Annotated in this window: 18 protein-coding genes and 1 pseudogene; 13 read left to right on the top strand and 6 right to left on the bottom strand. The window is 45.7% G+C overall.

What is annotated here, in order from left to right; all coding sequences use genetic code 11:
* Together Q0546_RS02140 and uvrA are read right to left on the bottom strand one after the other, a co-directional pair.
* Positions 1-882 (bottom strand): DUF262 domain-containing protein (locus Q0546_RS02140; protein WP_298790099.1); only part of this gene is annotated, 882 nt, incomplete at its 3' end.
* A 104-nt stretch (positions 883-986) separates the two neighbouring features.
* The gene (uvrA, locus tag Q0546_RS02135; RefSeq protein ID WP_298790098.1) at positions 987-3842 is read right to left on the bottom strand and encodes an excinuclease ABC subunit UvrA; all 2856 of its coding nucleotides are present in this window, start codon (positions 3840-3842) and stop codon (positions 987-989) included.
* Between the two features lie 175 nt (positions 3843-4017).
* On the opposite strand from uvrA, the gene Q0546_RS02130 reads away from it, so the two are divergent.
* Positions 4018-5676 carry a DASS family sodium-coupled anion symporter gene (locus Q0546_RS02130; RefSeq protein WP_298790096.1) on the top strand — a complete coding sequence of 553 codons (1659 nt, stop codon included), beginning with the start codon at positions 4018-4020 and terminating at the stop codon, positions 5674-5676.
* A 92-nt stretch (positions 5677-5768) separates the two neighbouring features.
* Positions 5769-7352 (top strand): class I SAM-dependent methyltransferase, encoded by a 1584-nt coding sequence (locus Q0546_RS02125; RefSeq protein WP_298790094.1) that lies wholly within the window; start codon positions 5769-5771, stop codon positions 7350-7352.
* 89 nt (positions 7353-7441) lie between these two features.
* On the opposite strand, the gene Q0546_RS02120 is transcribed toward Q0546_RS02125, so the two are convergent.
* Positions 7442-8194, bottom strand: coding sequence for a sulfite exporter TauE/SafE family protein (locus Q0546_RS02120; RefSeq protein WP_298790092.1), 753 nt, complete (start codon positions 8192-8194; stop codon positions 7442-7444).
* Positions 8195-8271: 77 nt separating this feature from the next.
* Between Q0546_RS02120 and Q0546_RS02115 the strand changes: the two genes are divergently transcribed.
* The 6 genes from Q0546_RS02115 (at position 8272) to Q0546_RS02090 (ending at position 14565) form a co-directional block, all read left to right on the top strand.
* Positions 8272-8700, top strand: coding sequence for a DUF302 domain-containing protein (locus tag Q0546_RS02115; RefSeq protein ID WP_298790090.1), 429 nt, complete (start codon positions 8272-8274; stop codon positions 8698-8700).
* Positions 8701-8748: 48 nt separating this feature from the next.
* A complete protein-coding gene (locus tag Q0546_RS02110; RefSeq protein ID WP_298790088.1) occupies positions 8749-10104 on the top strand; it encodes an anthranilate synthase component I family protein in 1356 nt (451 codons plus the stop codon).
* 392 nt (positions 10105-10496) lie between these two features.
* On the top strand, positions 10497-12110 hold the full coding sequence (gene trpD, locus Q0546_RS02105) for an anthranilate phosphoribosyltransferase (RefSeq protein ID WP_298790086.1): 1614 nt from the start codon (positions 10497-10499) through the stop codon (positions 12108-12110).
* Positions 12107-13228: a DNA adenine methylase gene (locus Q0546_RS02100; RefSeq protein ID WP_298790084.1), complete on the top strand. Its 1122-nt coding sequence runs from the start codon at positions 12107-12109 to the stop codon at positions 13226-13228. The genes trpD and Q0546_RS02100 overlap by 4 nt, the downstream gene beginning before the upstream one ends.
* Before the next feature lies 1 nt (position 13229).
* Complete coding sequence (locus tag Q0546_RS02095; RefSeq protein ID WP_298790082.1) at positions 13230-13955, top strand: EcoRI family type II restriction endonuclease; 726 nt, start codon at positions 13230-13232, stop codon at positions 13953-13955.
* Between the two features lie 7 nt (positions 13956-13962).
* Complete coding sequence (locus tag Q0546_RS02090; RefSeq protein WP_298790079.1) at positions 13963-14565, top strand: phosphoribosylanthranilate isomerase; 603 nt, start codon at positions 13963-13965, stop codon at positions 14563-14565.
* A 65-nt stretch (positions 14566-14630) separates the two neighbouring features.
* On the opposite strand, the gene Q0546_RS02085 is transcribed toward Q0546_RS02090, so the two are convergent.
* Both Q0546_RS02085 and Q0546_RS02080 read right to left on the bottom strand, forming a co-directional pair.
* Positions 14631-15578 (bottom strand): hypothetical protein, encoded by a 948-nt coding sequence (locus Q0546_RS02085; RefSeq protein WP_298790077.1) that lies wholly within the window; start codon positions 15576-15578, stop codon positions 14631-14633.
* Positions 15579-16253 (bottom strand): hypothetical protein, encoded by a 675-nt coding sequence (locus tag Q0546_RS02080; RefSeq protein WP_298790075.1) that lies wholly within the window; start codon positions 16251-16253, stop codon positions 15579-15581.
* Between the two features lie 208 nt (positions 16254-16461).
* On the opposite strand from Q0546_RS02080, the gene trpB reads away from it, so the two are divergent.
* The 5 genes from trpB (at position 16462) to Q0546_RS02055 (ending at position 20152) form a co-directional block, all read left to right on the top strand.
* Positions 16462-17643 (top strand): tryptophan synthase subunit beta, encoded by a 1182-nt coding sequence (gene trpB / locus Q0546_RS02075; RefSeq protein ID WP_298790074.1) that lies wholly within the window; start codon positions 16462-16464, stop codon positions 17641-17643.
* Positions 17636-18385: a tryptophan synthase subunit alpha gene (gene trpA, locus Q0546_RS02070; protein WP_002947360.1), complete on the top strand. Its 750-nt coding sequence runs from the start codon at positions 17636-17638 to the stop codon at positions 18383-18385. Before trpB ends, trpA begins: the two co-directional genes overlap by 8 nt.
* 65 nt (positions 18386-18450) lie before the next feature.
* Positions 18451-18864, top strand: coding sequence for a chemotaxis protein CheX (locus Q0546_RS02065; RefSeq protein WP_002947358.1), 414 nt, complete (start codon positions 18451-18453; stop codon positions 18862-18864).
* A 56-nt stretch (positions 18865-18920) separates the two neighbouring features.
* Positions 18921-19217, top strand: a complete 297-nt coding sequence (gene fliN / locus Q0546_RS02060) for a flagellar motor switch protein FliN (protein ID WP_034957998.1) — start codon at positions 18921-18923, stop codon at positions 19215-19217.
* Positions 19214-20152: an excinuclease ABC subunit A gene (locus Q0546_RS02055; RefSeq protein WP_298790070.1), complete on the top strand. Its 939-nt coding sequence runs from the start codon at positions 19214-19216 to the stop codon at positions 20150-20152. The genes fliN and Q0546_RS02055 overlap by 4 nt, the downstream gene beginning before the upstream one ends.
* Before the next feature lie 62 nt (positions 20153-20214).
* Here the strand turns inward: Q0546_RS02055 and Q0546_RS02050 are convergent.
* Positions 20215-20505 (bottom strand): annotated as a pseudogene (locus tag Q0546_RS02050) (Ppx/GppA family phosphatase); the annotation flags it as partial.

The raw sequence follows: 20505 nt of genomic DNA, 5'->3' as shown, positions 1-20505 counted from the left end.
TCTTCGCTTTTTACCTTCTTCTTTCGGGCTAAACCTAAATAGATCATCTTTATAGTGTTTGTAAATAAAACTCATGGCTATACCAAAATTTGCGGTCAATTCGTTAAAATCCTCATATTTATATTCTTTATTTATAAAAGACATTACTTTACCCAAAAAGGTATCCAATGTAGTATAGGTAAAATTTAGTTTATTATTAAATAACAAATAAAAAGCTAAAAACCTAAGAGCCAAATACCTATCTTTCATTCTTGATTTGTCAGGATCACCAGCTGCTTTTTGAAAATCTTCCGATTTGCATAATTGTTTTATCACTTCAGTAGCAACTCCGTTATACAGGGCATTTCTCATTTCTTGAGCATTAATCGGTACTCCTCCACGATTTACTCTATCAAATATATCAAACTTTATCTCGTCTGGTGTTGGAGGGACTATCATATAAATATCAAACATATAATCTTCTATTTTAGTTTTTTGAAGATCATTTAATTTATTAAAAGTTTTTTTGTTAATATCATCTAAGATTTTTAAGCCCGTTAACTCAAATTTATTATTTAGAAATTCCCTTAAAGAACTTAGCCTTTGCTTGCCATCAACTATTTGCATTTTACCATCATTTGATTGACTGGTATAAATTAAAGGTATAGGAATTCCCATTAAGATTGACTCTATAAGCTCCGATTTACGTTTTTCGTCCCATACATATTCTCTTTGAAAATCAGGATCTATTATAATATTTCCAGAATCTATTTTTCTCTTTAACTCAAAAACACTAAACCTCTGTTTTTCAATTTTAGCTTCTTTTATAGGATAAGTTTTATTGTCTTCACTTTCACTTTCTTCAAAGCTACTATCTTGTTTATTAAATTCATATTCTTTCATTTTAAACCTTTATTTTTATACATTATATCAAACTTTGCATGTTTTAAAATGCTTACCGATAACTAATTTGGTTATCCAGTAAAATTAAAATTTCTGCCTTAAAACTATTTTTTCTTCGCCTTTTTTGCCGCGTTTTTCATATTTTCCAGCTCCTCGGCTAAAAATTTACCCGTATAACTGCCCGTTTTTGCGTGATTTTTGGCGACCTCTTTTACGCTGCCCTCGGCGATGATTTTACCGCCCTTTGCGCCGCCTTCTGGCCCCATATCGACGATGTAGTCGCAGTTTTTGATGACGTCCATGTTATGCTCGATGACGAAGACCGAGTTGCCAAGATCTACGAGATGGTGCAGCACGCACACTAGCCTATCGACGTCGGCAAAATGCAGCCCAGTAGTCGGCTCGTCGAGGATATAGAGCGTATTTCCCGTATCCGAGCGGCTAAGCTCCTTTGCGAGCTTTACGCGCTGCGCCTCGCCGCCGCTTAGCGTCACGGCGTTTTGCCCCAGCGTGATGTAGCCTAGGCCCACGTCTTGCAGTGTCGTTAGTTTGCTAGCGATTTTGGGCACGGATTTAAAAAACTCCACCGCCTCGTCGATGCTCATATTTAGCACGTCCGCGATACTTTTGCCTTTGTAGAGGATTTCTAGCGTCTGCGCGTTGTAGCGGGTGCCGCCGCACGAGTCGCAAACGACGTTTACGTCGGGCAAAAAGTGCATCTCGATCGTGATCTCGCCCTCGCCTTGGCACTTTTCGCAGCGTCCGCCCTTGACGTTGAAGCTAAACCTGCCGATCTTGTAACCTCGCAGTTTGGCCTCTTTAGTCTGCGCAAAAAGCCCTCTGATCTCGTCCATCACGCCCGTGTAGGTGGCAGGATTGCTGCGCGGGGTGCGTCCGATCGGGCTTTGATCGAGGTAGATCACTTTGTCTAGATTTTCTAGTCCGCTCAAATTTACCCCAGCGACCTTTTTTACCTTTTTAGCGCGGTTTAGCTGCTCCTGGGCCTCAGGCAAAAGAGTTTGCAGCACGAGCGAGCTTTTACCCGAGCCAGAAACTCCCGTGATGCCGACTAAATTTCGCAGCGGGAAGCGCGCGCTTAAATTTGATATGTTGTTGATATTTACATTTGAGATTTCAAGCCACGTGTCGCTTTTGCGGTCTTTTCGGTAGTCGATTTCCTTTTCGCCGTTTATGTAAAGCGCGGTTTGCGTACTTGAGCCAAGCAGGCTTTTCACGTCGCCGGCAAAAACTATCTGCCCACCGAATTTCCCCGCTCCAGGCCCGATATCCACGACATAGTCGGCCTCCTCGATCGTCTTTTTATCGTGCTCGACGACGATCACGGAGTTGCCTTTGGCTTGCAAATTTCGCAGAGTTTTGATGAGCTTTAGCGTATCGCGCTCGTGCAGGCCGATGCTAGGCTCGTCTAGAACGTACATCACGCCGCTAAGACCCGATCCGATCTGGCTAGCGATCCTGATACGCTGCGCTTCGCCGCCGCTGATCGTGCGCGCGTCGCGTCCCAGCGATAGATAGCCCAGCCCCACGTCGTAGAGGAAAAACAGCCTCTCGTTTATCTCCTTAAATATCGGCTTTGCGATCGTTTTATCGTATTCGCTAAGGTAGCTAAAATTTGACTCGTCTGAGAAAAACGCGGTGCAGTTTTCGATACTCATATCTAAAATTTCGCCGATACCGCGCCCTGCGACCTTGACGGCTAGGCTTTGAGGCTTTAGCCTGTGTCCGCCGCAGTCGTCGCAGACTTTTTCGCTCATGTATTCATCAAAGTCCTTGTAGTCTTTTAGCAGTCCGTGAGTGATTTTTAGCGCACCCTCAAATTTGCGCAGTAGCTTGTTTCGCTTCCAGAAAAACTCGACCTCTTTTACGTTGCCGTAGAGCACGAGGCGCTTTTCATCCTCGCTAAGCTCGCAGTAAGGGCGCTTGACGTCGATACCGTTTTGCTCGCAAAAAGCTAGCAAAAATTTATAATAATAACTCATGTTGTAGCCGTAAAGCAGCTTTATCGCGCCGCCTTCGATGCTTTTTTCCTCGTCGATTACTTTGGTTAGATCCAGGCTATATCTGATACCAAGGCCGTCGCACCTCTCGCACGCGCCTTTTGGGGAGTTGAAGCTAAAGCTAAGCGGCTCAAGCGGCGTAAATGAAATTTTACAATCAAAGCACGCCGAGTGCTCGCTGTAGTGGATGAAACTCTCTTTTAGCCCGAGTTCTTCGGCATTTGCGATCTCGATCTCGACCTCGCCGTAGCTCTCGCCGAGCGCTTTTTCTACGTCTTGGGCTAGGCGCTGCGCGTTATCGGCGTCTATCACGATGCGGTCTACGATGAGCTTTATCGTGTGTTTTTTGGTTTTAGCTAGCTCGATCTCCTCGTCTAATCTCACCTGCACGCCGTCTATCTGAGCACGCACGTAGCCTTTGCCGCGTAAATTTTCGATCAGGTCCGCCCACGTGCCCTTTTTCTCGCGCACTAGCGGAGCGTAGATGACGACTTTGGCGCCCTGGGGCAACTTTTGGATCTCGTTTATGATGTCGCTAGCCGACATTTTAGAGATCGGTTTGCCGCACTTGTGGCAGTGCTGGATACCGATACGAGCATAAAGAAGGCGCAGGTAGTCGTAAATTTCCGTTATCGTGCCTACGGTCGAGCGCGGGTTTTTAGACGTGGTTTTTTGATCTATCGCGATGGCGGGCGTGAGGCCCTCGATCTTATCGACGTCGGGCTTGCCTACGCGGTCTAGAAACTGCCTGGCGTAGCTGCTAAGGCTCTCCATATATCTGCGCTGCCCCTCGGCGTAAAGCGTGTCAAACGCTAGCGTGCTCTTGCCGCTACCGCTAAGTCCGGTGAAAACTACGAGCTTGTTTTTTGGGATTTCGAGGTTTAAATTTTTCAGGTTGTGCTCGCGCGCCCCCGTGATTTTTATGGTGTCGTTTGCGTTCATTTTCGCTTCCGTGATTTTAAATTTTTAACCCGTCATTATACCCAAAATCGCTTTAACTAAAATCGCTGTTACTTTTATCAACACTTTAGTAAAAAATCAATTTTAAAGCAAAAGAATTTTTTAAGCCATAAGCTTTTTGGATGTATTATAAATTATCCCAAGCATAGGAGTTATCATGGCAAATCCAAACATTCCTATAGACAGAAGAACAAACCGAGTCGAGCTCATCGGGCTGGTGCTAGGCGTTTTGCTAGCGATTTGGGTGTATAAAATCTTCCCCGCAAACGCAGGAGACATCGCCCTAGCTGCAGCCAAGGGCAAAAAGCTGCATGTAGAAGCTATGCCCGTCGTAGCCGCAGTAGCTGCGCTGATGGCGGCGTGGTGGATGACCGAGGCCATCGCCCTGCCCGCAACCGCCCTGGTACCGATGGTGGCATTTCCGGTGCTAGGCGTCGATGCGTTTAAGGTAGTCGCGGCGCCGTATGCTTCGGACACTATCTATCTTTTTATGGGCGGCTTCGTGTTAGCCCTTGCGATGCAAAGGTGGAATCTGCACACCAGAATCGCCCTTGGCATCGTGCTTTTAGTGGGCACGAGCCCCAGGCGGCTGGTGGCTGGATTTATGGTGGCGACGGGGTTTTTATCCATGTGGGTGAGCAACACCGCAACCGCCATAATGATGCTACCGGTGGGTCTTAGCGTACTACATTTGGTCGGACGCCTAACGACTCAAAAATGGACGTTTACGGCGATCGAGGATGTGGCAAATTTGGATGAAATTTCACGCAAAGGCGTGCAAGGCGGCTTTATGAATACGGTATTTCACAAAGGCCGCGACATCGCAAAAGAGATAAAAGAAAAAACGAGTACTTTTAGCTCAAATTTCGGCATCTCGCTAATGCTAGGCATCGCCTACGCCGCCTCGATAGGCTCAGTAGGCACCATCATCGGCACTCCGCCAAACGCCCTTCTGGTCGCATACATGAAAAACGAATTTGGCATCGAGATCGGCTTTTTTGAGTGGATGCTAGTGGGCGTGCCGCTTAGCGTCGTTATGCTTGCGGCGTGTTGGTTTTTGCTCACTTACGTGCTCTTTAAGCCTGAAATCGGCGAGATACCAAACGGCAAAAAAGTGATCCAAGGCGAGCTAGATAAACTAGGCCCCATAACTACGCCCGAAAAGCTAGTCGGAGTCATCTTCGTAGCGGCGGCTGCGTGCTGGATATCGCTGGGCTTTATCCTAAAGTCCTTTGATGTAAAAATCGCCAGCCTAGATGCGATAATCGCGATGAGTACGGCGATTTTGCTATTTATCGTGCCGGCAAACAAAAGTGGCGAGCGTCTCATCGACTGGGATAGCGCTAAAAAGCTACCTTGGGATATCCTTATACTCTTTGGCGGCGGCTTGTCGCTCTCAGCGCAGTTTAGCAGCAGCGGGCTGTCGCTTTGGATCGGACATCAGGTCTCTGCTCTCGGCGCGCTACCTATCGCGGCAATCATCATGGCCGTCGTAACGCTCGTCATTTTCCTCACCGAGATCACGTCAAACACCGCTACCGCAGCGGCCTTTTTGCCCGTCATCGCAGGCGTTAGCGCGGGACTTGGCTATACCGGCGCAAACGTGATGCTATTTACGATCCCGGTTGCTATGGCGGCTACGTTTGCATTTATGCTGCCCGTCGCCACACCGCCAAACGCCATCGCATACGGCTCTGGCTACGTAAAAATCAGCTCGATGATAAAAGCTGGAATCTGGCTAAATATCATCGGCATTTTTCTTATCACGGCAACTGTCGTCTTTATCGCTTCGGCCGTTTTTGGGCTTAAATTTTAAGTAAATTTAGGCGGCTTTGACCGCTTAAATTTACCCTTATTTAATAGGCGTTGCTGTATCATCGTAAAAATATTTTAACTTAAGGCTACAAAATGAACAACATCCAAAAATCCTACGACGAGCTTCCATATATCTCGGCTGCCTTCCCTGGCACTTCGCCTGCGCGGCTTGAGGCTTTGGCTTCGTTTTTATCGCTAACTCCGCCGCCGTCCAAAACAGCCAAAGTGCTAGAAATTGGCTGCAGCTACGGCGGAAATTTGTTTCCTTTTGCTATCGCAAATCCGCAGGCAAAGGTGCTAGGCATAGATCTAAGCGAGGTGCAGATAAATAAAGCCAAAGAGCTAGCCGCACAAATGCGCGTGGATAATATAAAATTTATGGCAAAAGATATCTGCGATTTTACGGATGCGGACGTGAGCGATTACAGTAAATTCGACTATATCATCTGCCACGGCGTTTATAGTTGGGTGCCCAATATGGTAAAGGACGCGATCCTAAAAACCATCAAGCGATTTTTGAGTCCTAACGGCGTCGCCTACGTGAGCTACAATACGTATCCCGGCTGGAAAATAAAAGACACGATCAGAGATTTTTTGATTTTCGGTACGCGCGACATAGATAGCGAAACGGCAAAGGTAGCAAAAGCAAGGGAGCTTTTAAAGGTGCTGGGAGAATACGCCAAATTTTGCCAAAAAGACGGCAACGTAAGTCAAGTTTGGGTAAATTTCGATAGCTTAAAATTTCATATCGATCACATTCTAACTACCGCAGACTCATACATTGCGCACGAATACTTAGAAGCTTTTAATAACCCGATTTATTTTAGACATTTTATAGATCACTTGACAGAAAACAACCTTGCTTATCTAGCCGAAGTGGGGCTCGAGGACGTTTTTCAGTCAAATTTAGGCCTAGAAGAATTCGACTCATATATAAATGCAAATTTTAACTCGCGTATCGAAAGAGAACAGATACTTGACTTTTTAACCAATAGAGTTTTTAGAAGCAGCATGATAGTACACAAAGAAATCTTCCCAAGTGATTTTAGCGTAAATATCGGCGTAGATGAGCTTTGCAAACTACACATATCTACAGGTTTCAATAAAACGAAAGACGGTTACGTGGATGCCAAAAATGCTCTAATGAAGCCGGATTATGACTGGCTTTATCAAGTCTTTACCGACGTATATCCGGCAAGCGTAAATTTCGCCGACGTCGCAGCGCTTTTGAAAGACGACGAAAATGCGGTAAAATCAGCGTACTTCGGCTTTATGGAAATTTTAGCCGCAGACTGCGCCAAGCTAACGACTTATGAGCGTCCTAAAATCGTTTACGAAGCTGGAAAAAGTCGCCTAAAAGAGCGGGCGCGCGGGTATTTTGAATATTTCAGCACCACGGGCGAACCAGTGATCAAAATTGCTGACGAACTAAACGTACCGGCAAACTTTTCGCAGTTTGACGCCTTTATCGCGCTTAAATTTAACGGCAAAAACTCGCTCGAAAATATCGTAAAACAAACGGTAAAATTTGCACGCGAAAGGAATCTGGAGTTTGCCGGCAAAAACGGCGAAGCAATAAAAACCGTCAGCAAAAACGAATACCAAAAGGCAGCCGAAGACTACGTAAAGGACCTCGAGCTAAAACTAAGCGACGGCGGATTTTTAGAAAATTTCTGATTTTTATTGAAGACGGGTGGGGTAAATTTACCCCACTCTCTTATTTATCGCAAATTTAATCGTATTATTTTAAATTTATAAGCTCAAATTTAAGCAAAAAGCTTATTTATCATTATGATTAACGTCGTACAAATAAGCGCGAGCAAACATCTTTTTTGGACGGTGCGGTCAATTTTTTGTGCTAAAGCTACACCAAATCTCACGCTTATAAGCGAGCCGATACCGACTAAAACGCCGACCTCGTACTGCACGAGCCCCTGCGAAGCGAGGCTAATAAAGCCCGAAATCGATGAAAATATCACGAAAAATAGCCCAGTACTAATAGCCTTTTTGATGTCGTAGTTGAGAAAATTTATCAAGACGGGCATTATAATGACCGAGCCGCCGATACCCACGCTAATAGCTACTATACCGACAAAAAGCCCGACGAAAAAAAGCGGAACGAGAGAGGGATTTTGCGCGCCTTTGGGCTCAGGATTTTTAAAAAATAGCTTAATAACGTTAAAAGTTTGAATACAAATAAGCGTTAGAAGCAAAAATTTAGACGGTACGCTCGCTACAATAAAACCGCTCGCGCTCGCCCCGCAAAAGCCGCCGATACCTAGAACCAAAGCGGGCTTTAGATCGACGTTTTTATTTTTTATATTTAAAAACGAGCCGTAAACCGAGCTAAACACCATCTGCAGGACGCTTACGCCGATTGCGTATTTGACGTCAAAGCCCAAAAATATGAGTATCGGCACGGCCGCTGCGCCGCCTCCGATGCCCAAAAATCCAGACAAAAAGCCGACAAATAGTCCCAAACACACGTATCCGATCGATGCAACCGATAAAATTTCCATAATCTCGCCTTAAAGTAAAATCCGATTTTAGCCGTTTTTGGGTAAAATTAATTTTAAAATTTAAAAAAGGGAAGTTATTGAAAAGATTGTTTTTAATGATTTTTGCGGGGTTAAATTTGGCCTTTGCCGGCGTCACGACAGGCCAGAGCGAGCTAGAGCTAGAAGCTGCGGTTAAGAGGTTTCAAAGACTGCTTGACATGAAGGATATTAGCGAATTTGCCGTAGTGCCTCATCACGTTTTCGCCGCGCAAACGGGAGTAAATTTGACGCCGTCGATCACTGTGATTTTCGGCGCGCCGGGCCTACTTGCGCCGTTAATAGAGTGCGAACCGAACCTTGCGCTGGAGCTTCCGTTTAAGTTTTTATTTCAAAAAAGAGATGGCAAAACAGTCGTGAGCTTTGAGGATATAAAAAGCGTCGCGGCTAGGTACGGCGTCTTTGACTGCCACGCCCTAGAAGCGGCGCAAAGGCTAGAGCGCGAGCTTTTTGACGCCGCCGTCAAATGAAAATTAAGCTTAATTTTTATATAATCGACGCTCATTAAAGGATGTTTTATGTTACTTTTGAGCCCCGTTTTTTATTACGAAAAGATCCGAGAGAGATTTGCCAACTCCTACCTTGCCGAAGACACGACGCAGACCATCGTCGGTATCGACTGCGAGTATATCAGCAGCGAGCAGACCGATTTTGCGGGACTTAAGAGCTATTTCAAAGCTCAAAAATTTGACGCGCCTTTTGCGGGACTGTTTGGAGTACTGGGCTACGGCGGGATAAAATATTTTGAAAAAATCCCCGAATTTAACGCCTCGCAGTACGATTTCCCCGACTTTTTCTACGCCAACGCCCGCGCCTACCTGCACTTTGATAAAAATAGCAAAATTTACAGCTTTTACGGCGACCGCGAGCGGTATTGCGATTTTCTCGTTAAATTTAGCGCAGACGACGAAGCGGCCGCCCAGAAACAGCGTTCAACAAGGCAGAGCAAATATCAAATTTTAACCGATTTAGAGGGCGAAAAAGCGCATTTTTTGAGTATTGCCGAACGCGCCAAAGAGTACCTAAAAAGCGGCGACATCTTCCAAGTCGTGCTAAGCGAACAGCTAAAACTAGCCTCGGATATGGATAGCCTAGCCTTCTACCGAGCGCTGAGCGAGGCAAATCCGAGCCCGTATATGTTTCACTTTCCGACCCCGTACGGCGACGTCGCGGGCTCCAGCCCCGAGCTAGTCTGCGAGATAAAAGAGGGTAAGATCTACGTCGCGCCTATCGCAGGCACGCGCGGACGCGGCAAAGACGCGATAGAGGACGCCGCGCTCGAGCGCGAACTGCTAAGCGACGAAAAGGAGCTAGCCGAGCACAAAATGCTCATCGACCTTGCCCGCAACGACATCGGCCGCGTTAGCAAGCCAAAAAGCGTCGCGGTCAAAAACGTCATGCGTATCGTACGATACGAGAACGTGATGCATATCGTAAGCGACGTCTACGGCGCAAAGGCGGACGATCTAGACGCATTTGACGCGGTCGGTAGCATCTTCCCCGCAGGTACGCTCAGCGGCACGCCAAAGATCCGCGCCATGGAGATCATCGCCGAGCTTGAATCGTACAGGCGCAACGCCTACGGCGGCGGCATCGGGTTTTTCCACTTTAACGGCGACGCGCAAATGGCGATTTTGATTAGAAGCGCGATATTTGCACGCAAATTTGATGCTGGCCGGCATAACCCGCGCCTTGACGGCGCAAACGAGTCAAATTTAAAAAGCGGTGGGCTTGAGGAAAATTTCGCCGAAATTTTCGTGCAGGCGGGAGCCGGCATCGTGATAGATAGCGTTCCTGAATACGAATATAAAGAAATTTGTAAAAAACGCGCCTCGGAACTAAACGTGTTTACGAAAAACGCAAAGGAAATTTGAGAAATAAAAATTTGGGCTTTTAAGTAAAAAACAACCGTTTGAGGTTGTTTTTTACTTTGTTGTAAAGGGGGTGGGGGCTTGAATGGCGAAGTCGCTCCCCACCCCCTTTAATCCCCCTCCCCCTACGACGCTTTTAAGGTGGTGACATAGCTTTGCTGACGCAAAGCGTCGCAAGTTTAAATTTAGCATTTTCAGGGTATGGGTCTCGGCGAGTAAAATTTGTAAATTTGACTTCAAATTTGAGCGTAAAACGATAAGGCGAAGTATTTTTTCCTTTAGACGAGGCGGAAACGACGAAGGCAAGGGAGCGGACTAGTCGTCCGTGACCGAAGCCGACCGAGTTTCCAACGAAGTATAAAGGAAAAAGACAAGCCGCTAAAAAGGAGAAAATTTTGATTTTATTGATAGACAATTACGACAGCTTCGTTTTCAACGTAGAACAATACCTACGCGAACTAACCTCCGAAGAAGTGCGCTGCGTGCGCAACGACAAGATCACGCTGGATGAAATCCGCAGGCTAAATCCGAGCAAAATCGTGCTAAGTCCGGGCCCAAAACACCCACAAGATAGCGGCATTTGTTTAGAGATTTTGCAAAGCGATATCGCCGCGCCGATCCTTGGTATCTGCCTCGGACATCAGGCGATCGGACTCGTACACGGCGCAAAGATCAAACGCCTAGAAAAACCATATCACGGCAAAACCTCGCTCATAAAAGTTAACCGCAAAGAGCCGTTATTTACGGGACTGCCGGATGAATTTGAGGTTATGCGCTACCACTCGCTTTACGTGGACGAGCTACCGTCAAATTTGCAGGCCTCAGCTGTGAGCGAGGACGACGTAGTGATGGCGCTTAGCGTGAGAGACAGGCCGATTTTCGGTATCCAGTTTCACCCTGAGAGCTACTTCACGCAGTACGGCAAAAAAATCATCGAAAATTTCATCAACTACGAAGCCGCGCCTGCGGCCGAAGTCGCCAAAGAGCCAAAAATCCGCCCGCTAAAGCCGTTTCTAATCAAGCTTCAAGAAAACGAGCGCCTGGACGACCGCGACTTTGAGCAAATTTGCGAAATCATCGCGAGCAAAGAGTACGAGATCACGCAGCTAGCCGCGCTTTTGGTGCTAATCAGCGAAAAAAGCCTCTATCCGCAAAGCCTAGCAAGCCTGGCTAAAAACATCCTAAAATACTCACAGACCTACCGCGATCCCTCGCCGATGATCGATCTTTGCGGCACGGGCGGCGACGGCTTTAAAACAATAAATATCTCGACGACCGTCGCGTTTATCCTAGCAAGCCTTGGCGTCAAGGTCGCAAAGCACGGAAACAAAGCCGTTTCTAGCAAATCGGGCAGCTCGGACGTACTGGAAATTTTGGGCGTTAAAAGCTCAAATTCGCTCCTGCGACAGCGCGAGCTACTAAACGACAAAAATCTAGCCTTTTTCCACGCGCCGTTTTTCCACCCGCTAGTGGGCGAAGTGCGCGAAGTGCGCCAGCGCCTAGGTATCCGCACGGTTTTTAACGTGCTAGGACCGCTGCTAAATCCAAATTTATCGCTCAAAAATCAGCTCGTGGGCGTCTATCACAAGCCCGTTTTACGCTTGTACGCCGAGACGCTGCAGCTGCTTGGACGCGAGCGCGCGCTGGTGGTTCGCGGCGAGGACGGACTAGACGAGATCAGCCTATGTGACGAGACACGCGTCGTGGAGCTGCGCGGCGGTCAGATCAGCGAGTACAGCATCACGCCCGAGCAGTTTGGCTTTAGACGGGCATTTCACAGCGAGATCGAGGGCGGCACGCCTGAGCAAAACGCCGAAATTTTAAAGCAAATTTTAAAAGGCGAGATTAGCGGACCGAAATTTGACGTAGTCGTTCTAAACGCGATGTTTGCGCTCTACACAGCTGGCGTCGCTGATAGCCCAGCGCAAGCCAAAGAGGTCATCCTAGACACCATAAAAAGCGGTAAAGTTTATCGCTACTTCGAGGACTACGTGCGAGGCGAAGCGTGAAAAATACCGCAAAAGATGTTAAAGTCGCCGAAAACCCTATCTTTTTAAAAGAACAGCTAATTAGCTACCTGGGCAATAAGCGCGCGATATTAAACGAAATTTTAAACGTGATTTGTGAGATAAAGAGCGAATTAAAAAAACAAAAGATAAGCTTCGTAGATGTTTTTAGTGGCTCGGGCGTAGTTGCAAGAGCAGCCAAAGCACATTCGAGTCTCGTTGTTGCAAACGACTTAGAGGATTATTCGCGCGTGATAAACTCATGCTATCTTTCAAATTTTACACCAAAACTTAAAGAACAAATTGACCGAAATTTTGAGCAAATTTTAGAGAAATTTAATCCCAGCGAAAGTTTTATAAGCAAGCTTTATGCCCCAAAAGACGACGCTAGTATCAAACACGGTGAGAGAGTGTTTTACTCTCGTGAAAACGCGCTAATAATTGGCGGTTTGCGCAAAGCAATAGAAGAAATAGAGCCTGATCTTAGGCATTTTTTTATAGCACCGTTACTTAGCGAAGCGAGCATTCACTCAAACACGGGCGGCGTGTTTAAAGGCTTTTACAAAGACAAGGATGGAGTGGGGAAATTTGGCGGTAGCGGAGAAAATGCGCTAAATAGAATTTTAGGCAAAATTACTCTTCAAAAGCCCGTTTTTTCAAATTTTACGAGCAAATTTGAAGTTTATCAGCAAGATGCCTTGAAACTAGCAGATATTTTATCCCCTTTAGATATCGCTTATTTTGACCCTCCGTACAATCAGCACCCTTACGGCTCAAACTACTTTATGCTAAATTTAATCACCAATTTTAAGGCTCCTAACCCTAAAAACTTAAGTGAAGTATCGGGTATACCAAATGATTGGAACCGCTCAAATTTTAATAAAAAAGCAAAAGCGGCGGACGAATTTTTTGCCTTACTATCTAAATTTCCAGCCAGATACCTAGTCATCTCTTTTAACTCGGAAGGCTTTATCAGCGAGGCGGAGTTTCTTTTAAATTTATCAAAAATCGGCAAAGTTATAAAACACGAAATCCGCTACCCAACCTACCGCGCAAGCAGAAATTTAAATAACCGAGCACTTTACGTAACCGAGTACATCTACATCGTGAAAAAGGCTTAAAATGGCAAATAGTGACGATCTAAGAAAAAATATAAATCAGCATAAACCTAAAAATGTTGAGTCAAAATTTGACGATAAAAACATAGCGCAAGCTATGCAAAAAACTATTGATTATATAGAAAATAGATTTAGTCAAATTTCAAATTTTAATGGCTTTTATCTTGAATTTAGTGGAAGATTGTCGTTAAAAGAGATGATGGAAAATATAAAAAATGGCGGTATCAGAAAACAGTTTGATACAACATGGGGAGATAATACTATCATGCCTGACGGCGGTTTTTTGATACTCAAAAAATTGGGTGATATAAAATATCAAAAACTGCTTCTGGCTGCAGAAGTTAAAAGGCAAGGCACAAATGACAAACGTGCCGAAGAAGGACTAAAAAAGCAAGCTAGGGGTAACGCCATAGAACGCCTAGGCAAAAATTTAATCGGCATAAGGGCCATGATGAACCACGAAGACATAACACCTTTCGTATGCTTTGGTAGTGGTGACGACTTTAACGAAAACGACGCTAGTACAAAAAACGTATTTTCAAAACTTAGCACAATGAACGAATTTTACTACCTCAACAAAACTTATATTTTTAAGCTAGATGGCAACAGCGAGCACAATAAATTTTCTCCCGTGAGTATGTATTTTCGCAAAGACGAGTGGAGCGCAAACGAAATGTTTGAAATAATGAAAGAGATCGCAGAGACTAGTTTGCGATATTATATTTTTTAGGAGAAAAATGAGCGTTTTAATTAAAATTTGCGGTATCAAAACGCCTGCGGAGGCGCGCGAGGTGGCGAGTCTGGACGTCGATTTTTTGGGCACAATATTTGCTAAAAGCAAACGTCAAGTAAGCGCGCAAACGGTGCGCGAGATAGCAGGTATCGCGCATGCGGCGGGCAAAAAATGCGTCGGCGTTTTTGCCGGGCAAAGCGACTGCGAGATAATTGAAATCTGCGAATTTGTCCCGCTTGACGCGGCGCAGATCCACGGCGAGGTTAGCTCAAATTTGTACGCAAATTTAAAGGCGATGGAGCTAGAGGTTTGGCGCGTTTATAGCGTGCTAGACGTGCTGCCCGTCGTAGATACCGCGCTTTGCGATATGCCGCTTTTTGATTGCAAAGGCGAAAACGCCGGCGGTAACGGCATCAGCTTTGATTGGGAGATTTTGCGTGCGGTCAAATTTGACTTTGGCATGGCGGGCGGCATCGGCGAGCACAACGCGCGCGAAGCGGTCAAATTTAACCCGCGAGTGCTTGATCTAAACTCAAAAGTCGAGGACGAAAACGGCATAAAATCGGCTGAAAAAATAAAGAAAATTTTGGAGCTGATAAAGGCGTAAATTTTCAAAAGTAAAAACAGATAATAAAAAGTCGGCTCAACCGTGTAAAGCCGACTTTTACCGCCTTACTCGCTTTTAAAATTAAAAATTTTTACATCGCTTTTTGTCTCGTCCTTAAAATAAATCTGCACCGATACTTTTTGGATATTTGGCGCTTCTTTGTATATATTATCAGCATCCGCTTTTACATTGTACGGCTTTGGTAGCTCGGTATCGGGAACGTCTTTATTGATACCGTAAACGATCTTTTCCACGCCGTCACCGTACGAGAGGATGTGGGTGAAATAAACTATATCTTTACGGCCGGCATTTGACACCCAGTGGTTTGATGTTTGTTTGAGCATCTTTATATCGCTTTCGGCTTTTGGGTCTAGTATCTCTCCGCTTGGTAGCTTTTTGTACCATTCGTACTTAAACGGCCCGTTTATATTGCCGTTTCGGTCTTTGTATTTAAACTCTATATACTCTTTTACGACTTGCGCGTCGTCCGGCAATCCAAACCAGTTTTTGGGCTTCTTTTCGCCGCTATCTTGGTAAACTATATCAAAATACCCGGTGCTGATAAACTCCCCCTGCCCGTCTATACGGTAAAAAATTTCAGTCGGTTTGTCTGAAATGTTCGCTACTATTTGATAGCCCTGATTGGTATGGATTCTCTCGACCGTTACGGGATTTTCAAAGATGCTTTGACTGATTTTATCCAGCTCAGTTTTACGCTCATGGATATATTTTATCTGGGCATTTAGCTCGTCTTTATCGGTAAAGTAGCGCGCCAATTTTCCTTCTTCGTTCAGCTTTAAAAATTTATCCGCGTACTCTTTTTCCAGCTTTTTATCGGACATCGTCTGATCCCCTAAAACAGCCTTTGAGTATGCGCGCGCCAGCTCATAGTATGCAGGCGCAAAATCCGGATTTTGCTTAACGAAATTTGTTAGTTTTTCTGTTTTTTGTTTGCCGTTTTCGAGTAAAATTTTGGCGTAACTATCGATCAAAATATCATCGTTTTTAAACATTTAGTTGTAAATTTCTTTTGCGCCGGCTTTGCCCTCTTGGATCTTTAAAAACGACTGAAATCTTAAATGCGGATCTAGTTTACGGTCGCTAAACGAAAAATATTTTATATACGATTTTCTCGCATTTCCGTAATCTCCGCTAAGCTCATAAATCCTGGCATTATGATAATAATCCTCTTGCGTTTTCGGGTTTGCGATGATGCCGCCGCCTTTGCCGATGTTTTCGCTTAGTTTGTCTATTTTAGTATCTACGTTTTGTATAGCGGATTTTATATTTTTGCTATCTTCTTTTATTTCGGTTACTGCTTGCTTGATCTCGTCCGTATCTTTTTTGATCATGCCTAGCAAATTTTGAATTTTTTCAAGCGGCGGTATGATGCTGGCTAAGTAGCCGTTTTCGCTACCTTTTTCTTCCGCGCTTTGCAGTCCGTACATGGAGCCAGTGGCGATTATGCTTAGACTCGTAAATACCATGATAGGCAAAACCCTCTGCCTTAGTCTAGATAGCCCGATATAAGCCAAAAATAGGACGCAAGTGATAATTATGCTAGCATAAAATAGATATTTCGCAAAAGGAGCGATCGGCTGACAAATGTCGGAAATACCGCCGAAAACGGCAGCCAAACCGCCGGCCCAAATTTTATTTTTATTTAATGCTTCTTTTATGGCGCCCATATTCTTATCCTTTGGTTTTTATTTCGTCTTAAATACCTCTTGACTCGCTTACCAAATTTGGCCGAAAGCAGCTTTTTATATCGCCGTAACATATTTGGAATCATATCGTTTTTACCATAAATTCAAATTTGCGTGCGCTAAAAATACCGTAAAATAAGCCTAATAAAAACTTAAAATGCTAAAATAAACAAAAATTTAAAGGATACCGATGAACACCAAAGCATATTTCGGCAAATTCGGCGGGCAGTTCGTGCCAGAAACCGTGATGTTCGCGCTAGACGAGCTCGAGGCTGCTTACGAGCGCATAGTAAAAACGGCTGAATTTGAGGCCGAACTAGACGACCTACTAAAAAACTACGTCGGACGCCCGAGTCCGCTATATCACGCAAAACGCCTAAGCGAGCACTACGGACATGAAATTTATCTAAAGCGCGAGGATCTAAATCACACGGGCGCGCACAAGATAAATAACGCCCTAGCCCAGGCGCTTCTCGCCAAAAAAATGGGCAAAAAGAAGGTTTTAGCAGAGACGGGCGCGGGTCAGCATGGCGTGGCGACTGCGACGGCGGCGGCATTGCTCGGTCTTGAGTGCGACGTATATATGGGTGCTACCGACGTCGAGCGTCAGCAGCTAAACGCGTTTCGCATGCAGCTTTTAGGCGCCAGAGTCGTGAGCGTAGAAGATGGGCTAAAAACGCTAAAAGAGGCCACCACCGCAGCGATCCAAGCGTGGGTAAACGAGATAGAAAGCGCATTTTACGTCATCGGCTCGGCGGTCGGCCCGCATCCGTATCCTAGGATCGTGCGCGACTTCCAGAGTATCATCGGCCGCGAGACCAAGGCGCAACTAAAAGAATACGGCGTACATCCCGACTACGTCATCGCCTGCGTCGGCGGCGGTAGCAACGCCATCGGCATCTTTAGCGCGTTTTTGGGCGACGCGGACGTAAATTTGATCGGAGTCGAGGCTGCGGGCCTAGGCGCGGATACTCCGTATCACGCCGCAACTCTAACCAAGGGCCGCACAGGCATCATCCACGGTATGAAAACGATCGTGCTTCAAGACGAATACGGCATGATCGAGCCGGTACATAGTATCTCGGCGGGGCTTGATTATCCGGGCGTGGGCCCCGAGCACGCGCACCTCCACGAGAGCAAGCGAGCCGCCTACTACGGCGTCACAGACGACGAGTGCATAAACGCGCTATATCTAACCAGCCGCCTAGAGGGCATCATACCTGCGATCGAGAGCTCGCACGCGTTAGCGTATCTAGAAAAGCTATGTCCAAATTTGACGAAAAAAAGCGTCATCGTCGTAAATGTCTCGGGACGCGGCGACAAGGACATAAACACCGTGATGAGCTACGAGAAAGGAAAAATTTATGGCTAAGGTAAAAGACGCGTTCGCGGGCAAAAAAGCAAACATCGGCTACGTCGTGGCGGGATATCCTAGCGTCGAAGCGACTAAGGAGTTTTTATTAAATTTAGACGGCAGCTGCCTGGATCTACTTGAGCTTGGCATCCCCTACTCCGATCCGCTCGCAGACGGCAAACTCATCGCGCAAGCTAGCTTTGAAACCGCCGCAAAGGGCGTAAATACAGGCACGGTATTTACCATGCTAGAAGAGTGCAAAGGCAAGATAAATAAACCGGTCGTATTTCTCGTGTATTTTAACATCGTGTTTGCCTACGGCGTAGAGAGGTTTATCGCTCGCTCAAAAGAGGTCGGTATAGCAGGATTTATCATCCCCGATCTGCCGTTTGAGGAGAGCGAGGAGGTAGCGGGACTGTGCGCTAAATTTGACCTTGATCTCATCCCGTTAATCAGCGTCACTTCGCAAAACCGCGCGGATAAAATTTTAAAATTCGGCTCAGGATTTGTCTATGCTCTGGGCGCTATTGGCGTGAGCGGGTCGCAGCGAGCTAGCGAGGAGAGGCTAAAGGCGCTAGTAGAGGGTCTAAAAAAAAGAAGCGATCTGCCTGTTGCGGTGGGCTTTGGCGTGAAAAATAAAAACGATGCCGACGAGGTAAAAACCTACGCCGACGGCGCGATAATCGGCACCGAGATAGTAAAGCTCACGGCCAAATTTGAGGGCGAAGAGCTGATAAAGCAAATCAATAAACTTTTTTAAATTTAGCGGCGTTTGCGTTAAATTTAAGTATAATTATAAAATTTTGTTTAAAGGACGGCGCGATGATGGACGTTGCGGAGCTTGGGATCAAGCATCTGTGCGAGGATACCCTGGGCTACAAGGTAGAGAGCGCAAAGAGCGCGGAGGGGGAATTTTACGGATCGAGTTTGCCGATTTTTAAGGGCAAAGAGGAGTTTCACTTTTATCTTTACTTTAAAAAAGATACGCTAAACCGCTTTGCTAGCGTGCTTCTTGGCGTCGATAAACTAGCCGAAGACGAGCTAAGCGACATCTGCAAAGAGGTGGCAAATCTCACGATCGGCTACGCTAAAAATCTACTCAACGAACGCGAAGCAAACGCTTATAAACTAGGCACTCCCGAGTATCTAGGTAGGACGAGCTTTCACGTCAAACTAGACGACAAGCGCGTCTATAAAATCAAAAATAGAACATTTCAAGTAGGATATAAAAAAGCATGAGCGAAGAACTACAAGAGATAAATGCCGTAGAAACGGCGCTGCAAGGGGTTCAGGAGATGTTGCAAGAGCGCGGCGGGCTTTTTAAAAGCTACGACGAGCTGATGGATATCGGCGTGGATTTTATCTCAGAGCTCGGCACTACGACGATTAGCGTAAAGCAGCTATTAAAGCTCGAAGTTGGTTCGGTTATCGATCTAGAAAAGCCTGCCGGCGAGAGCGTGGAGCTTTTTATAAACAACCGAATTTTCGGCAAGGGCGAAGTAATGGTCTACGAAAAAAACCTCGCCATCAGGATAAATGAAATCCTAGACTCAAAATCCGTCATCCAGTACTTTAAACGAGAGCAATTATGAGGATTTTCGCCGCGCTTTTGTTGTTTTTCGTAGCGCTTTGGGGGTCAAATTTATCTACTTACAACATTTACGAGCGCAGTGACCGCGTCGATATCATGCTTAGTTTTGACGCGCCTTATAGCGGAGCGATCCTGCAAGAGCGCAAAGACGGCGCGATAACCCTGCTTTTTAAAGACCTACAAAACGATCAAAATATCGAAAAAAGCGTAAACTCAAGCATACTGCAAGAGCTTTTGTTTGAACCTAGGGGCCAAAATTTAGCCCTCGTGATAAAAAGCGACACTCAGGTGGCCGTTAGCGCCTCAAAAACTACCGACGGCTTTGGCCTGCGCATACGCGTGACGCCTGAAAATGCGGCGAACCCAGCCGCCGAAACCGCGCTATCTCCGCAAGAAACTAGAGAAAATATAACCGAAGCGACGAATTTATCCGGCGATCAAAATGCATCAAATTTGACCCCGTCTGCTCAAGGTGCCGGCTTAAATTTAGGCATGCAAAACGGCGACGCAAATTTCATGACGCAAGGCATGAGTGATATGATTGATTATAGATATTACTCGGTTTTGGGAGTTTTGGCGCTACTTTTAGTCGTGCTTTTGTTCATCAAGGCAAAGCTAAAAAACAAGCAAAAAACGATAAAAACAAAGCGCGAAAACGGCTGGTTTGAAAAGGTAAAAAGCGAGGAAGGCGTGGAGATAATCTACGAAAAACCGCTTGATGATACGAACAAAGTCGTTCTTTTTCAGCACCTTGACAGACGCTACCTCGTGCTAACTGGTACATCAAACGTACTTTTGGATAAATTCGGCGAAGAAAAGATGACGAGCGAGCAGGATTTCCAGAGCTTTTTTGAAGAAAATCAAAAAAAACTAAACGCCTACATCGAAAACCGCCAAACGCTAGACGCATACAAAGATAAGGCAAGTATAGACTAAATTGCCTTTTTTAAAATTTGATGAAATTTACCGCAAATTTCATCAAATTCCTCCATTAAATTTCACGCAAAACAGATCGCAAAAGTATCCGGTTTAGTCATCTTTTTGATATTTTCCTTCGCCATAAACAGCTCCTTGGCGCCGTAAATTTGCAAAGTGTGGTTAATAAACTCAAACTCCAGTTTTTTATGCGAGCAGTTTGCGTCTAAATTTTTAGCAAGCGCAAGGATGAAGCTCAGCCAGCGCACGACCTCTTCGCTAGGAAGCAGGTTTTTAAATCGCTCAAATTCGCTCGAGGTTTTCTTGCCGTTTTGTGCGATGATCGCGGCGACTAGGCATTTTTGCGCATGCGA

This window comes from uncultured Campylobacter sp., from assembly GCF_937997465.1.
Taxonomy (GTDB): Bacteria; Campylobacterota; Campylobacteria; order Campylobacterales; family Campylobacteraceae; genus Campylobacter_A.
This window is presented reverse-complemented; position numbering and strand designations above follow the sequence as displayed.

Excerpts from the sequence above, each read along its gene's own strand:
- uvrA (WP_298790098.1), bottom strand. The coding sequence starts at position 3,842 with ATGAACGCAAACGACACCATAAAAATCACGGGGGCGCGCGAGCACAAC.
- Q0546_RS02130 (WP_298790096.1), top strand. The coding sequence starts at position 4,018 with ATGGCAAATCCAAACATTCCTATAGACAGAAGAACAAACCGAGTCGAG.
- Q0546_RS02125 (WP_298790094.1), top strand. The coding sequence starts at position 5,769 with ATGAACAACATCCAAAAATCCTACGACGAGCTTCCATATATCTCGGCT.
- Q0546_RS02120 (WP_298790092.1), bottom strand. The coding sequence starts at position 8,194 with ATGGAAATTTTATCGGTTGCATCGATCGGATACGTGTGTTTGGGACTA.
- Q0546_RS02110 (WP_298790088.1), top strand. The coding sequence starts at position 8,749 with ATGTTACTTTTGAGCCCCGTTTTTTATTACGAAAAGATCCGAGAGAGA.
- Q0546_RS02095 (WP_298790082.1), top strand. The coding sequence starts at position 13,230 with ATGGCAAATAGTGACGATCTAAGAAAAAATATAAATCAGCATAAACCT.
- Q0546_RS02090 (WP_298790079.1), top strand. The coding sequence starts at position 13,963 with ATGAGCGTTTTAATTAAAATTTGCGGTATCAAAACGCCTGCGGAGGCG.
- Q0546_RS02085 (WP_298790077.1), bottom strand. The coding sequence starts at position 15,578 with ATGTTTAAAAACGATGATATTTTGATCGATAGTTACGCCAAAATTTTA.
- Q0546_RS02080 (WP_298790075.1), bottom strand. The coding sequence starts at position 16,253 with ATGGGCGCCATAAAAGAAGCATTAAATAAAAATAAAATTTGGGCCGGC.
- trpB (WP_298790074.1), top strand. The coding sequence starts at position 16,462 with ATGAACACCAAAGCATATTTCGGCAAATTCGGCGGGCAGTTCGTGCCA.
- trpA (WP_002947360.1), top strand. The coding sequence starts at position 17,636 with ATGGCTAAGGTAAAAGACGCGTTCGCGGGCAAAAAAGCAAACATCGGC.
- Q0546_RS02065 (WP_002947358.1), top strand. The coding sequence starts at position 18,451 with ATGGACGTTGCGGAGCTTGGGATCAAGCATCTGTGCGAGGATACCCTG.
- fliN (WP_034957998.1), top strand. The coding sequence starts at position 18,921 with ATGTTGCAAGAGCGCGGCGGGCTTTTTAAAAGCTACGACGAGCTGATG.
- Q0546_RS02055 (WP_298790070.1), top strand. The coding sequence starts at position 19,214 with ATGAGGATTTTCGCCGCGCTTTTGTTGTTTTTCGTAGCGCTTTGGGGG.